We start from the raw sequence: 14925 nt of genomic DNA, 5'->3' as shown, positions 1-14925 counted from the left end.
GAGGGAGGCGCAACCATGGATGCCATTCTGGAAATGCGAGGCATCACCAAGGAATTCCCCGGGGTGAAAGCCCTCGACAATGTGAACATGGTGGTCCGCCGGGGCGAGATCCGCGCCCTTTGCGGCGAGAACGGCGCCGGCAAGTCCACACTGATGAAGGTGCTTTCAGGCGTCTATCCGCATGGCGACTATCGGGGGGAAATCCTTTACAACGGCAAGCCCATGGCCTTTCGCGGCATCCATGACAGCGAGGCGCAGGGCATCGTCATCATCCACCAGGAACTTGCCCTGGTGCCGCAGATGTCGATTGCCGAGAACATCTTCCTGGGCAACGAAATCGCCTCGCGCGGGGTCATCGACCGGCACGAGACGAACCGCCGCACCGCCGAGCTTCTGGCCAAGGTGGGGCTGCGCGAAAGCCCGGAAACCAAGGTCGGCGCGCTTGGCATGGGCAAGCAGCAGCTTGTCGAGATCGCCAAGGCGCTGTCGAAAAAGGTCGATCTGCTGATCCTGGACGAGCCGACCAGTTCGCTTAACGAAAACGACTCGGCGGCGCTGCTGCGGCTTCTGGCCAGCTTCCGCGACGAGGGCATGACCGCCATCATGATCTCGCACAAGCTCAACGAGATCAGCCAGCTTTGCGACAGCATCACGGTGATCCGCGACGGCGCGACCGTGGCCCATCATCAGGGGATGGTGCCGGAAAGCCAGATCATCAAGGACATGGTGGGTCGCTCGATGAGCGACCGCTATCCCCCGCGCGAGCCGAAGATCGGCGAGGTGGTGATGCAGGTGCGCGACTGGACCGTGGCCGATCCGGGCCGCGACGGCCGCCCGATGGTGGACCGCGCCAGCTTCGATCTGCACCGGGGCGAGGTTCTGGGCATCGCGGGCCTGATGGGCGCCGGCCGGACCGAGCTTGCGATGTCGATCTTCGGCCGCTCGATGGGCGAATTCCGCAAGGGCAGCGTCAAGATCCACGGGCGCGAGGTCGATGTCTCGACCGTGCCCAGGGCGATCAAGGCGGGGCTGGCCTATGTGACCGAGGACCGCAAATCGCTGGGCCTGGTGCTGATCGACACGATCAAGCGCAACATCCCGCTGGCGAACCTGCCCGGCGTCGCACCCAAGGGCGTGATCGACCGCCACAAGGAAGGCCAGGTCGCGCGCGACTATCGCAAGCAGATCAACATCCGCTCATCCTCGGTCGACCAGGCGACGGTGAACCTGTCGGGCGGCAACCAGCAGAAGGTGGTGCTGGCGAAATGGCTGTTCTCGGGACCGGAAATCCTGATCCTGGACGAGCCGACGCGCGGCATCGATGTCGGCGCGAAATACGAAATCTATACCATCATCCGCGACCTGGCGGCGGCGGGGAAGTCGATCATCGTGATTTCCTCGGAAATGCCCGAGCTTCTGGGCATCACCGACCGCATCCTGGTCATGAACGAGGGGCGGCTGGTCGGCAACCTGCCCACCTCGCAGGCCACGCAGGAACGCATCATGGAGATCATCATCAATTCGGGTCACGACCTGACCGAGGATGACATCTCTCCCGAAGAGCTCGAAACCGAGGCAGCCCATGTCTGACACCGCGACCGAAGCCCGCAAAGGGGGCGATACCTTTGGCTTCATCCGCCGCAACATCCGCGAATACGGCATCCTGTTCGCGCTGATCATCATCATGGCCTTTTTCCAGGTCGTGACCGGCGGCATCCTGTTCCGCCCCGTCAACCTGACCAACCTGTTCCTGCAAAACAGCCATATCGTGATCATGGCGGTCGGCATGCTGCTGATCATCGTGGCGGGGCATATCGACCTGTCGGTCGGATCGGTCGCGGCCTTCGTGGGCGCGCTGGCGGCGCTGATGATCGTGCGCATGGGCCTGCCGGTGCCGGTGGTGGTCGTGCTGGCGCTGGTCGCCGGGGGCCTGATCGGTGCCGCACAGGGCTATTGGATCGCCTATTGGAAGATCCCCAGCTTCATCGTCACCCTGGCGGGGATGCTGGTCTTTCGCGGCCTGACCATGTGGGTCTTGCAGGGCCAGTCCATCGGCCCCTTCCCGCGCGAGTTCCAGATGATCGCCTCGGGCTTCATCCCGGACCTGTTCGGGCCGGACAAGCCCAACACGCTGTCACTGATCCTGGGCTGGGCGGCGGCGCTGGTGATCCTGTGGATCCAGATCCGCAACCGCAAGCGCGAAGAGGCCGTGGGCATCGCGGACGAGCCCTTCCCCTTTTTCGTCGCCAAGAACGCGCTGATCTTCATCGCGCTGGCCTGGATGACCTGGGCGTTGGCGAATTTCCGCGGCCTGCCCAACGTCTTCATCGTCATGGCGGTGCTGGTCGCCCTTTACGCCTTCCTGTCCGAACGCACGACCATCGGCCGGCGCATCTATGCCATCGGCGGCAATGCCAAGGCAGCCAAGCTGTCGGGCATCAACAGCGAGCGCGTGGTCTTCATGACCTTCGTGAACATGGGGATGCTGGCGGCTCTGGCCGGGCTGGTCGTCTCGGCGCGGCTGAACTCGGCCACGCCCAAGGCCGGCGTCGGATTCGAGCTTGACGTGATCGCGGCGGTCTTCATCGGCGGCGCCTCGATGGCGGGCGGGGTCGGCACCGTGATCGGGGCCGTGGTCGGCGCCTTCATCATGGGGGTGATGAACAACGGCATGTCGATCCTGGGCATCGGCATCGACTATCAGCAGGTCATCAAGGGCCTGGTGCTGATGGCCGCCGTCATCTTCGACGTATCGAACAAGAGCAAATCATGACCTTCAAACCCGCTGAATGGCCGCGCAAGCTGCGCTCGCAGCATTGGTATGGCGGCAATTCGCGCGACACGATCTATCATCGCGGCTGGCTCAAGAACCAGGGCCATCCGCACGACCTGTTCGACGGCCGCCCGGTGATCGGCATCCTGAACACCTGGACCGACCTGACGCCCTGCAACGGCCATCTGCGCGAACTGGCCGAGAAGGTGAAGGCCGGCGTCTGGGAGGCCGGCGGCTTTCCGGTCGAGGTGCCGGTGTTTTCCGCCAGCGAGAACACCTATCGCCCGACCGCGATGATGTATCGCAACCTTGCCGCCATGGCGGTCGAGGAGGCGATGCGCGGCCAGCCCATCGACGGCGCGGTGCTGATGGTCGGCTGCGACAAGACCACGCCCAGCCTGATGATGGGCGCGGCCTCGACCGACATCCCCTCGATCGTGGTGACCGGGGGGCCGATGCTGAACGGCTGGTTCCAGGGCGAACGGATCGGGTCCGGCACGCATCTGTGGAAATTCTCGGAGGCCGTGAAGGCCGGCGAGATGACCCAGGACGAATTCCTGGAGGCCGAACAGGCGATGAGCCGGTCGTCGGGGACCTGCAACACCATGGGCACCGCCAGCACCATGGCCAGCATGGCCGAGGCGCTGGGGATGGCGCTGTCGGGCAATGCCGCGATCCCGGCGGTGGACAGCCGCCGCCGCGTCATGGCGCAACTGACCGGCCGGCGCATCGTGCAGATGGTCAAGGACGATCTGAAGCCCAGCGACATCCTGACCAGGCAGGCATTCGAAAACGCGATCCGCGCCAACGGCGCCATCGGCGGATCGACCAACGCCGTGATCCATCTTCTGGCGTTGGCCGGACGCGTCGGGGTGGATCTGACGCTGGACGACTGGGACCGCTGCGGGCGCGACATTCCGACCATCGTGAACCTGATGCCCTCGGGCAAATACCTGATGGAAGAGTTCTTCTATGCCGGCGGCCTGCCCGTGGTGCTGAAGCGCCTGGGCGAGGCCGGCGTGCTGCATCGCGACGCCCTGACCGTTTCGGGCGAAACCATCTGGAACGAGGTCAACGAGGCGCGGAACTGGAATCCCGACGTGATCCTGCCGGTGGAAAAGGCGCTGACGCCGCAGGGCGGGATCGCGGTCCTGCGCGGGAACCTGGCGCCGGACGGCGCGGTCCTGAAACCCTCGGCCGCCAGCCCGCATCTGATGCGCCATCGCGGCCGCGCCGTGGTCTTCGAGGACATCGACGATTACAAGGCGCGGATCAACGACGACAGCCTAGACATCGACGAAAACAGCATCATGGTGATGAAATACTGCGGCCCGCGCGGCTATCCCGGCATGGCCGAGGTCGGCAATATGGGCCTGCCGCCCAAGGTGCTGAAAAAGGGCATCACCGACATGGTGCGGATTTCCGACGCGCGCATGTCCGGGACGGCCTATGGCACGGTGGTCCTGCATACCTCGCCCGAGGCGGCGCGGGGCGGGCCTTTGGCCATCGTGCGGACCGGCGACTTCATCGAGCTGGACGTGCCCGAGCGGCGCCTGCATCTGGACCTGCCCGATGCCGAGATCGCCCGGCGCCTGGCCGAATGGACCCCGCCCGCCGATCCGCCCGCCAGCGGCTATGCCCGCATGTTCCACGATCATGTCGAGGGCGCGGATACCGGGGCGGATTTCGACTTTCTGAAGGGCTGCCGGGGAAGCGGGGTGGGCCGTGACAGTCATTAAGGAAACGGGCATCGACCTGGCCATCATCGGGTTCGGCAAGATCGCGCGGGACCAGCATCGCGCGGCGCTGGACGGCTCGGGCGTGTTCACCCTGGCGGCCACCGTCGATCCGGTGAACCGCGCCGATGGGGTCGAAAGCTTCGCCGATCTGGACGATTTCCTGCGCAAGCGGCCAGAGGTTCAGGCGGTCTCGCTTTGCACGCCGCCGCAGGTGCGCTTTGCCGTGGCGCGGCAGGCGCTGCTGGCGGGCAAGCATGTGCTGCTTGAAAAGCCGCCGGGCACCACCGTTTCCGAGGTGATGACCCTGCGACGCATCGCCGCCGAACAGGGACGGGTGCTGTTCGCCGCCTGGCACAGCCAGTTCGCGCCGGGCATTCCGGGCGCGAAAGCCTGGCTGGCCGACAAGCACGTCACCGCCCTTACCGTCACCTGGCGCGAGGATGTGCGGCGCTGGCATCCGGGCCAGGACTGGATCTTCGCCCCCGGCGGCACCGGCGTCTTCGATCCCGGCATCAACGCCTATTCGATCCTGACCCATATCCTGCCGGTCGCGCTTTACACCACCGAGGCGGTGCTGGAATTCCCCGAAAACCGCGACACGCCCATCGCCGCGCGGCTGAGGATGCTGACCGAGGAGGGCGCGCCGGTCGATCTGGATTTCGACTTTCGCGAAACCGGCACCCAGACCTGGGACATGCGCATCCAGACGGATCGCGGCCTGCTGGAACTGTCGCAGGGCGGCGCCACGGTCGTCATCGACGGCCAGCCGATCGCGGCCGAACGCTCGCTCTCGGGGGAATACGACCGCATCTATGCCCGGTTCGCGCAACTGATCGCGCGGGGCGAAAGCGATGTGGACCTGGCCCCTTTCCGCCATGTCGCCGATGCGATGATGCTGGGCCGGCGCGTGCAGACCGAAGGCTTCCAATGGTAGCCCCCGTTCCAATGGTAGCCCCCGGCTGGATCGCCGTTGACTGGGGCACGACCCGGCTGCGGGCCTGGGCGATGGCGGGGGCGCGGGCGCTGGACAGCCGCGCCTCGGATCAGGGCATGGGCGGACTGACCCCGGACGGGTTCGAGCCAGCCCTGCTGGACCTGATCGCGGATTGGCTGCCCCCCTCGGATGCGCCCCCGGTCCCGGTCGTCGCCTGCGGCATGGTCGGCGCCCGCACCGGCTGGGCCGAGGCGGAATATCGCGCCATCCCCTGCCCGCCCCTGGACCCGCTGCGCGCGACCCGGCCACCGCTGCGCGATCCGCGCATCCTGGTCCATATCCTGCCCGGACTGTCCCAGGCCGATCCGCCCGACGTGATGCGCGGCGAGGAAACCCAGATCGCGGGCTTCCTGGCCCTGAACCCCGATTTCCGGGGCACGCTCTGCCTGCCCGGCACCCATTGCAAATGGGTCGCGATCCAGAATGGCCAGGTGACGGGCTTTCACACCTTCATGACCGGAGAGCTTTATGCCCTGCTGACCCGGCAATCGGTCCTACGCCTGACCATCGGCGCGGCCGGCCTGGACGCGGATGCCTTCCGCGCGGCGCTGACCCATGCGCTGGAGCAACCCGAAACCCTGCCCCTGCATCTGTTCCCGCTGCGCGCGGCGGCGCTGCTGCAAGGGCTTGGCGCAAAACAGGCGGCCGGGCGTCTCTCGGGTCTGCTGATCGGGGCCGAAATCGCGGCGGCGCGGATGCTGTGGCAGGATCGCCGGGTGGCGGTGATCGGGGCGGCGGAACTTGCGGGGCTTTATGTCCAGGGCTTGACCCGAGCGGGCGGCGATGCCTACGAACTGGATGGCGCGGCCCTGGTCCTGGCGGGCCTTTCCGCCGCCGCCCTAGCCTTGGAGACAGCATGACCCAACCCATCATCGCCATCCTGCGCGGATTGACGCCCTCGGAAGCCATCCCGGTCGGCGCCGCGCTGATCGAGGCGGGGATCGACCGGATCGAGGTGCCGCTGAATTCGCCCGATCCGCTGGAAAGCATCCGCCTGATGGCGACCAGCTTCTCTGGGCAGGCCATCATCGGCGCTGGCACGGTCCTGCGCCCCGAACAGGTGGTGCAGGTCGCCGACGCGGGCGGACGCATGATCGTGTCGCCCAACATGAACCCCCAGGTCATCGCCGAAGCCCGGCATCTGGGGATGGAGAGCTATCCCGGCGTCTTTACCGCCACCGAATGCTTTGCCGCGATCGAGGCGGGCGCGACGGGGCTGAAGCTCTTTCCCGCCGACACCGCCGGTCCCGTCTTGCTGAAGGCGCTGCGTGCCGTGCTGCCCCCCGACATCCCGGTCTATGCCGTGGGAGGCGTCGGGCCTTCGAATTTCGCCGAATGGTTCGCGGCGGGGGCGCAGGGCTTCGGCATCGGCGGCGCGCTTTACAAGCCCGGCGACAGCGCCGAGGCCGTGGGCGCCCGCGCCCGCGAGATGGTCGCCGCCCTGACATGAGGCAAACCTGACATGAAGCAAAGCCTCTTCGATCCGCGCAGATGCGAATTGGGCGAGGGCGCCTTCTGGCATCCTCAGCGCCGGCAGGTGTTCTGGTTCGACATCCTGGGCCGCCGCCTGCTTAGCCGCCATGACGGCCGGGAACTGGAATGGCGCTTTGACGACCATGTTTCGGCCGCGGGCTGGATCGACACGCACCGGCTGCTGATCGCCAGCGCGACCGCCCTGCTGGATTTCAACCTGGAAACCGGCGAAAGCCGCGTCCTGACCCCGCTTGAGGCCGACAATCCCCGCACCCGCTCGAATGACGGGCGGACCGATCCCTGGGGCGGCTTCTGGATCGGCACCATGGCGCTGGACGCGGCGCCGCGGCAAGGGGCGATCTATCGCTTTCATCGCGGCGAATTGCGGCGCCTGCACGACCGCATCTCCATCCCCAATGCGATCTGTTTCGCGCCGGATCGCAGCCTGGCCTATTTCGCCGACACCGCCCGCCAGGCGGTCTTTCGCCAGACCCTTGATGCCGAGGGCTGGCCCGCCGCCGATCCCCAGGTGTTCCTGGACTTCTCGGGCAGCGACGAATTTCCCGATGGCGCCGTCACCGATGCGGCGGGAAATTTCTGGAACGCCCGCTGGAGCACGGGCCGGCTGGTCTGCCACGCCCCGGACGGGCGCCAGATCGCCGAGGTTTCGATCCCCGCGAAACAAGCCACCTGCCCCGCCTTCATGGGCGAGGCGCTGGACCAGATCCTGCTGACCAGCGCGGCCGAGGGGCTGGACGGCCCCCAGGACGGCCAAAGCTGGCATATCCTGCCCCCGCCCGGCACGCGCGGCCTGCCCGAGCCTCGGATCATCCTGCCATGACCCTGTTCGGCACCCTTCCCGATGGAAGCGAGGTGCACAGCAGCACGATCAGCGCCCATGGCATGACCATCTCGGTCATGACGCTGGGAGCAAGCCTGATCGACCTGCGGCTGGCGGGCGTGGACCATCCGCTGGTGCTGGGATTTCCCGAACTGGTCCCCTACCTGACCGCCCATGGCCGCTATTTCGGCGCCATCGTCGGGCGGATGGCGAACCGGATCGCCCATGGCCGCGCCGGGATCGACGGCAGGCAATACCAGTTCGACCGCAACGAGGCGGGGCGCAACACCCTTCACGGCGGCAGCGACGGCAGCGGCAGCCGCAACTGGCGCCGGGTGGATCTGGGCCGGGGCCATATCTCGTTCTCGGACCGGCTGCCAGAGGGTCATATGGGCTTTCCCGGCGCGCTCCTGGTGCGGGCGAGCTACCGCATCCAACCAGGCCCCCGCCTCGAAATCGAGATTCTGGCCAGCGCGCTCGACACCACCCTGTGCAATTTCGCCCAGCACAGCTATTTCAACCTGGACGGCACCGGAACCGTCGCCCAGCACCGGCTTAGCTCGCCCGCGACGCAATATCTGCCCGTGGACGAATGGGGAATCCCCCTGGGCGCGCCCGCGCCGGTCCAGGGCAGCCATATGGATTTCCGCCAGCCCACCCTTCTGGCCGAACGGCTGTCGGGTCCGGTCATCGACCACAATCTTTGCCTTCATCCGCGCAAGTCGCGCGAATTGCGTCCGGCCGCGCGGCTGCGCAGCCGCCGCCTGACGCTGGACATCGCCTCGACCGAGCCGGGCTTGCAGGTCTATGCGGGCCATCATATCCGCCCCGGCCCTTCCGGTCTGTCCGGCCGCCCCTATCAGCCCCATGCCGGGATCGCGCTGGAATCGCAGCTTTGGCCCGACGCGCCGAACCATCCGCAATATCCCAGCGCGCTGTTGCCGCTGGGCCAGATCTATCGCCAGACCACATCGCTAAGCTTCGGCGGCAACCCAGATGGTTGACGCCCGCCCCCGCCTAAGCCGAAATGGCCTCAGCAGGAGGATGCCATGAGTTCCGAAGCCGCCAATATCCCCCAGCAGCCACCTGCGCGCGCGCCGGTTGCCGCCGTATCGGAATTGCCGGCAGCGGCCCAGATGCATGCCGCGCTGCGCAAGCGCATCATCAGCGGCGAATTGCAGCCTGGTCAGCGCCTGTCGGAACAGGACGTGGCCGGTCAATACGATCTGTCCCGCCAGCCGGTGCGCGAGGCGTTCATCCGCCTGGCGGGCGAGGGCCTGCTAGAAGTACGGCCCCAGCGCGGCACCTTCATCACCCGGATCAACATGGAATGGGTGCTGGACACCCGCTTCATCCGCGAATCGGTCGAGGCCGACATCACCCGCATCGCCGCCCGACTGGCACAGGCGCCGCAGATCGACCAGTTGAACCGGATTCTGGGCCTTCAGGCGGGGCTGGGCCAGGACGATCATCAGACCATCTTCGCCCTGGACGAGGAGTTTCATTCGACCCTTGCCGCGATCGCCGGAAAAAGCCTGGTCTGGACGCATCTCCACGGCCTCAAGATCCATCTCGACCGGGTGCGGCACCTGGTCTCGGCCATGACCCCGCCCGATGTGATGCTGGAGCAGCACCGCAACGTGGTCGAGGCCATCGCTGAACGCGATCCCGACAAGGCCGAAGCCCTGATGCGCCTGCACCTGCGCCGCGTGTTCGAGGACCTGCCCGCCATAGTCCAGCTTTCACCCGAGCTTTTCGAGCAGACCGAGCCGGGCCTTGCGCGGATGCATTACGATCTCAGCGTGAATGTCTGACGGCAGGGCGGATGGGCGACCGGGTGGCGGGCGGGCAGGCTCGATTGACAAGATCGGGGCCTTTGCCGATCCTGCCCCTCAGCGGGCCAAAGGAGGGACCGATGGACAAACTTGAAACCGCGGTGATCGGACTCGGCTCGATGGGGATCGGTGCCGCGCTGTCGCTGGCACGCGCCGGCCTGCCGGTGCGCGGGCTGGACCTGAACCCCGCGCCCATGGCCGAGCTTGCGGCGGCGGGCGGCGTGCCGGTCGCCAGCCCGGCCGAGGCGGCGGGCGATGCCGATGCCGTCTTTCTCTACCTCGTCAACGCAGCCCAGACCCGCGCCGTGCTTTTCGGCCGGGATGGCGCGGTGGCGGCGGCGCGCCCCGGCACGGTCTTCGTCCTTTGCCCCACGATGACGCCCGACGACATGCAGGCCATCGCCGACCGGCTCGCACAAGAGGGCATGACCGCCATCGACGCCCCGGTCTCGGGCGGCGCGGCCAAGGCGCGCGAGGGCCAGATCAGCATCATGGCCTCGGGTCCGCCCGAAGCCTTCACCCGCATCCAGCCCGCGCTCGACGCCATCGCGGCCAAGGTCTTCCGCCTGGGCGACCAGCCCGGCGCGGGCAGCCGGATGAAGCTGATCAACCAGCATCTCGCCGGCATCCATATCGCCGCCATGGCCGAGGCGATGGTGCTTGCCGCGAAATCCGGCCTCGACCTCGCCCGCGTGCAACAGGTGATCACCGAATGCGCGGGCAATAGCTGGATGTTCCAGAACCGTGGCCCGCAGGTCGTCTCAGGCGATTACACACCGTTTTCGGCGGTGGATATCTTCGTCAAGGACCTGGGCATCGTCACCGGCGCCGCCGAAAGCCTGGGCGCCCCCGTGCCGCAGGCCGATGCCGCGCTCGCTCTCTTCCAGGCCGCCGCCGCAGCGGGCCTTGGCCGCGAGGCCGATGCCGCCGTGGCCAAGATCCTGGCCGCGAAAGCGCGGGTTCCGCTCCCCGGCACCTCCGGCTAGGCACCGCCCCCCTCCCCTTCTTCGTTTTCCAAATACCCATGCGGCCGCGCCGCCGGGGCAGGCGGTCAAACCCCGCGCAAACTCGGCAACCAGCCCAGGCTCTCGCCGGTCGGGCCGGCGGGCTTGTATTCCGCGCCGATGGGCCGGCCCCAGCCCAGTTCCCGCAGCACCCCATGGATATGGCGGTAATCCAATTCGCCATGATCCGGCGCGCCGCGGTCGGGGACGGCGGCGATCTGGACATGGCCGATGATCGGCAGATGCCGCCGCAAGCGCCGGGTCAGATCGCCCTCCATGATCTGCAAGTGATAGCAATCGAACATCAGCTTCAGGTTCTCATGCCCGGCCCGCTCGATCAGCCGCGCCGCCTGGTCCGAGCGGGACAGGAAATAGCCCGGCGCGTCATAATGGTTCAGCGGCTCGATCAGCATGGTCAGGTCCGGCGCGGCGCGGCAGGCATGGTCCAGATTGGCCAGAAAGATCGCCTCGGCGGCGGGGCCTTCGGCAAAACCCGCCATGACATGGATCGCGCCGCAGCCGGTCGCGCGGGCATAGGCGATGGCACGGTCGATCTCGGCCCGCGCCTCGGCCTCGCGGCCCGGCAGGGCTGAAAGCCCGTTCTCGCCCGGCTTGCCGCGCAGGGTGTTCAGCCCCAGCATCGGCAGGCCGGCGGCCGACAGCGCCGCCGCGACCTCGGCGGGCGCAACCGCATAGGGCCAATGGCATTCGACGGCATCGAACCCCGCAGCCGCAGCCGCCGCGATGGCTTGCGGCAGGGGCAGATCGGCCCAAAGAAAACCCAGATTCGCGGAAAACCGCATCTCTCCCCCCTCTCTCCGCAAAGGCAAGGGGACGGCGGACCCGCCGCCGTCCCGACCAGCCGTCAACCCTTACGCACGCGCTGCTGCTGTTCGCCCAGGCCCTGGATGCCCAGACGGACCACCTCGCCGCCCTTCAGAAAGACCGGAGGCTTCTGCCCCATGCCCACGCCCGGAGGCGTGCCGGTGGTGATCACATCCCCCGGCAGCAGCGTCATCAGCCGCGAGCAATAGGCCACAAGCTCGGCCACGCCGAAAATCATGGTCCGGGTCGAGCCGTCCTGATAACGCTTGCCGTCCACCTCCAGCCACATGTCCAGATCCTGCGGATCGGGCACCTCGTCGCGGGTCACCATCCAGGGACCGATCGGGCCGAATGTGTCGAACCCCTTGCCCTTGTCCCATGTGCTGCCATGTTCAAGCTGCCATTCGCGCTCGGACACGTCGTTGATCACGCAATAGCCCGCGACATGCTCCAGGGCCTGATCCTGGCCGACCTGGCGCGCGGTCTTGCCGATGACGATACCCAGTTCGACTTCCCAATCGGATTTGACCGAGCCGGGGGGCAGGACGATGTCGTCATCCGGCCCGACGATGCAGCTTGTCCATTTGTTGAAGACCACCGGCTCGGACGGAACCGCCATGCCGCTTTCGGCGGCGTGATCGGCATAGTTCAGACCGATGGCGATGAACTTGCGCACATCGCCGACGCAGGCACCCAGGCGCGGATTGCCCTGGACCAGCGGCAGCGACGCGGGGTCCAGCGCGGCAAGCCTGGCCAGCCCCTCGGGGGTCAGCGCCTCGCCGGCGATATCGGCCACGTGATCCGACAGGTCGCGGATCAGGCCCTCGCCGTCCAGCAGGCCGGGCTTTTCCTGGCCCTCGGGGCCATAGCGCAGAAGTTTCATCTTTCTCCTCCTATTTCGGTTGTGACTTTTCCTCGGAAATCGAGACGGCGGAAGTCCTGATCGCCGCGATTCTCTTTCGGCGCCCCGAAAGCCAAAGCAGCGCCCCTCCGGCGATGACGACCAGCGCCCCGGTCAGGGTCGAGGCGCCGGGCAGTTGGTCAAAGACCAGCCAGCCCAGGATGCCCGAGAACAGAAGTTGAAGATAGACCACCGGCGCCAGGACCGAGGCATCGGCGATGCGATGCGCCAGCGTCACCAGGCTGTGCGAGGCCACGCCGAAAAGCCCGATCATGCACATCATCAGCACCGTCAGCCCGTCTTTCGGCGCCTGCCAGGTCATCAGGGCCAGCGGCGCCAGGCACAGCACGGCGATGCCGCTGGTCCAGACCTGCTGGGTCGCAGTCGCCTCGCGCGCCAGCATCCGGGTCAGGATGAAATAGCAGGACGTGCAGACGCATGACCCCAGCGAAAAGAAGATCGCCGGATCGAAGGTCGTCTCCCAGGGCGAGACGATGATCACCACGCCAAAGAAGCCCAGCAGGATCGCGACGAATTGCAGCACCGAGACCTGCTCTCCCAGAAGCGGCACCGCCAGCAGCGTGACCAGGACCGGGCTTGCGAACATCACCGCCGTGACGGTCGTGACGGGCAACTGGCTCAGCGCGACGAAGTTCAGCCCGGTGCTGCCCAGCAGGCAAAGCGAGCGCAGGAGTTGCAGCCTGGGATTGATCGAGCGCAGGACGCCCAGCCCGGTGCGCGGCAGCGTCACGGCCAGCGTCGCCACCAGATGCCCCAGGTAGCGCAGGAACACGACCTGCAACGTCGCAAGCCCCGCCGCCATCAGCCATTTCGCCGTCGCATCCAGCGAGGCGAACAGCGCGACGGCCCCGGCGAAAAGCACGATGCCGGTCAGATTGCCGCTTTTCCTCATTCTTCTGGCAGATCCTTCATCGGGCCGGTTTCTTCGTGGAAATGATCGCGGATATTGGCGATCATCGCGCCCAGATGGCCGTCGATCCGGGCCTTGATATCGGTCGCGTCGCGCGCCGCCAGCGCGGTATGGATCGCCCGGTGCTGGGCCAGCACCCGCTCTCGCGAGAGTTTGCGCCGCGCCGACAGATAGCGCGCGCGCCATAGCCGCGCCATATAAGAACCGTGCGTCTGCGCCAGCGCCGTATTATGCGAGGCGGCGACGATGGCGGCGTGAAACTGCATGTCCAGCTCGAACACGTCCAGCGGATCGGCCTGGCCATAGATCGCCTCGATCCGGTCCTTCAGCAGGCCGATGGCGGCGATTTCGGCATCGCTCGCCTTTTCGCAGGCCAGTTCCCCGGACAGAAGTTCAAGCGCATGCAGCACGCGCACCTGGTCCACCACCTCGTCCAGCGAGGGATCGGCCACGACCGGGCTGCGCAGGGGCCGCAGCACGACCAGCCCCTCTTTGGCAAGAATGCGGATCGCCTCGCGCATGGGGGTGCGCGAGACGCCCTGACGCTCGGCATTGTCGCGCTCCTTGATCGGGGCGCCGGGGGGCAGGTTGCCGCGCAGGATCTCGCGCCGCAACTCATAGGCGATGGCTTCGGCAAGCGTGTCCCCGGCCATCGCCGCTCTCCCTCAGTTGACCGGGGTGACGGCGGGCTGGCCGTCCAGCACCGCGATCAGGTTGCGGCGCTGCAACTCGCCCATCCTGGCCCGCGTCTCGACCGTGGCCGAGCCGACATGCGGCAGCAGGGTCACGTTCCGCAAAGCCAGGAAGCGCGGGTCTATTTCGGGCTCCGAGCGGAACACGTCCAGCCCCGCGCCCCGGATCGCCCCGGTTTCCAGCGCATCCAGCAGCGCCCCCTCATCCACGACCGAGCCGCGGGCGATATTCACCAGCACCCCGTCCGGGCCAAGGGCGGCGATCACCTCGGCCGAGACGATGCCCTCGGTCTCGGGGCCGCCGACCACGGCGATCACCAGATCATCGACCGCGCGGGCCAGGGCCACGGGATCGTCGTGCCAGACCCAGCCGGGCGTCTTTTTCTCGCTGCGCGAGAAATATTCGATCTTGCATTTGAAGCCCGCCAGCCGGTCGGCGATCTCGCGCCCGATGCGGCCCAGACCCAGCACGCCGACCTTGCGGCCCGACATCTTGCGCCCCAAGGGAAAACCCTGTCCCTGGGTCCAGTTGCCTTGCCGCATCCAGATCTCGGCCGCGTTCATGCGGCGCGACTGGGCGATCAGCAGCGCGACGGCCAGGTCGGCCACGTCGTCGTTCAGAACGTCGGGCGTATTGGTCACGGCAATGCCCCGCGCCGAGGCCGCCGCGATGTCGATGGCATCGAAGCCCACGCCGAAATTGGCGATCACCCGCAGGCCGGGCAGCAGGTCCATGACCGCGCCGTCCAGGGGCGCGTGGCCCATATAGGCCAGGCCGCGCACTTCCTCGCGCTGGTCGGCGGGCAGGTCCGCGATCCGGTCCAGCCCGTCCAGCAGGCGCGCGCCGCATTCCTGGGCCAGGGCCTGCGCGTCGTGGTCGGAATAGCGGCCGACGGCCAGAACTCGGGTCATGCCCC

General features: G+C 67.2%; 15 protein-coding genes. 10 read left to right on the top strand and 5 right to left on the bottom strand.

The window, feature by feature from the left end:
- Positions 1-15 precede the first annotated feature (15 nt).
- From mmsA to ltnD, 10 genes are all read left to right on the top strand, one after another.
- Positions 16-1590 carry a multiple monosaccharide ABC transporter ATP-binding protein gene (gene mmsA, locus QM682_RS00875; RefSeq protein WP_415126134.1) on the top strand — a complete coding sequence of 525 codons (1575 nt, stop codon included), beginning with the start codon at positions 16-18 and terminating at the stop codon, positions 1588-1590.
- A complete protein-coding gene (gene mmsB / locus QM682_RS00870; protein WP_415126132.1) occupies positions 1583-2773 on the top strand; it encodes a multiple monosaccharide ABC transporter permease in 1191 nt (396 codons plus the stop codon). The genes mmsA and mmsB overlap by 8 nt, the downstream gene beginning before the upstream one ends.
- A complete protein-coding gene (gene araD, locus QM682_RS00865; protein WP_415126130.1) occupies positions 2770-4512 on the top strand; it encodes an L-arabinonate dehydratase in 1743 nt (580 codons plus the stop codon). Before mmsB ends, araD begins: the two co-directional genes overlap by 4 nt.
- The gene (locus QM682_RS00860) at positions 4499-5446 is read left to right on the top strand and encodes a Gfo/Idh/MocA family protein (protein WP_415126128.1); all 948 of its coding nucleotides are present in this window, start codon (positions 4499-4501) and stop codon (positions 5444-5446) included. Before araD ends, QM682_RS00860 begins: the two co-directional genes overlap by 14 nt.
- Entirely contained in the window at positions 5440-6366 is a 927-nt protein-coding gene (locus QM682_RS00855) for a 2-dehydro-3-deoxygalactonokinase (RefSeq protein WP_415126126.1), read from the top strand. The genes QM682_RS00860 and QM682_RS00855 overlap by 7 nt, the downstream gene beginning before the upstream one ends.
- Entirely contained in the window at positions 6363-6956 is a 594-nt protein-coding gene (locus QM682_RS00850; protein ID WP_415126124.1) for a 2-dehydro-3-deoxy-6-phosphogalactonate aldolase, read from the top strand. The genes QM682_RS00855 and QM682_RS00850 overlap by 4 nt, the downstream gene beginning before the upstream one ends.
- Positions 6957-6968: 12 nt before the next feature.
- Positions 6969-7820, top strand: coding sequence for an SMP-30/gluconolactonase/LRE family protein (locus QM682_RS00845; RefSeq protein ID WP_415126122.1), 852 nt, complete (start codon positions 6969-6971; stop codon positions 7818-7820).
- Positions 7817-8824 carry an aldose epimerase family protein gene (locus QM682_RS00840; protein ID WP_415126120.1) on the top strand — a complete coding sequence of 336 codons (1008 nt, stop codon included), beginning with the start codon at positions 7817-7819 and terminating at the stop codon, positions 8822-8824. The genes QM682_RS00845 and QM682_RS00840 overlap by 4 nt, the downstream gene beginning before the upstream one ends.
- A gap of 45 nt (positions 8825-8869) precedes the next feature.
- Positions 8870-9634 carry a GntR family transcriptional regulator gene (locus tag QM682_RS00835; RefSeq protein ID WP_415126118.1) on the top strand — a complete coding sequence of 255 codons (765 nt, stop codon included), beginning with the start codon at positions 8870-8872 and terminating at the stop codon, positions 9632-9634.
- A gap of 101 nt (positions 9635-9735) precedes the next feature.
- The gene (ltnD, locus tag QM682_RS00830) at positions 9736-10641 is read left to right on the top strand and encodes an L-threonate dehydrogenase (RefSeq protein WP_415126116.1); all 906 of its coding nucleotides are present in this window, start codon (positions 9736-9738) and stop codon (positions 10639-10641) included.
- A gap of 65 nt (positions 10642-10706) precedes the next feature.
- Here the strand turns inward: ltnD and QM682_RS00825 are convergent, their stop codons facing one another.
- The 5 genes from QM682_RS00825 to QM682_RS00805 form a co-directional block, all read right to left on the bottom strand.
- Complete coding sequence (locus QM682_RS00825) at positions 10707-11462, bottom strand: hydroxypyruvate isomerase family protein (RefSeq protein ID WP_415126114.1); 756 nt, start codon at positions 11460-11462, stop codon at positions 10707-10709.
- 62 nt (positions 11463-11524) lie between these two features.
- Complete coding sequence (locus QM682_RS00820) at positions 11525-12367, bottom strand: ureidoglycolate lyase (protein WP_415126112.1); 843 nt, start codon at positions 12365-12367, stop codon at positions 11525-11527.
- A gap of 10 nt (positions 12368-12377) precedes the next feature.
- Entirely contained in the window at positions 12378-13298 is a 921-nt protein-coding gene (locus QM682_RS00815) for a DMT family transporter (RefSeq protein WP_415126110.1), read from the bottom strand.
- The gene (locus QM682_RS00810; RefSeq protein ID WP_415126108.1) at positions 13295-13969 is read right to left on the bottom strand and encodes a GntR family transcriptional regulator; all 675 of its coding nucleotides are present in this window, start codon (positions 13967-13969) and stop codon (positions 13295-13297) included. The genes QM682_RS00815 and QM682_RS00810 overlap by 4 nt, the downstream gene beginning before the upstream one ends.
- Before the next feature lie 12 nt (positions 13970-13981).
- A complete protein-coding gene (locus QM682_RS00805; RefSeq protein ID WP_415126106.1) occupies positions 13982-14920 on the bottom strand; it encodes a 2-hydroxyacid dehydrogenase in 939 nt (312 codons plus the stop codon).
- Positions 14921-14925: the final 5 nt, after the last annotated feature.

Source organism: Paracoccus sp. (in: a-proteobacteria) (assembly GCF_047605025.1).
Taxonomy (GTDB): domain Bacteria; phylum Pseudomonadota; class Alphaproteobacteria; order Rhodobacterales; family Rhodobacteraceae; genus Paracoccus.
The sequence above is the reverse complement of the archived record's forward strand: the minus strand, read 5'-3'. Positions and strand labels throughout refer to the sequence as shown.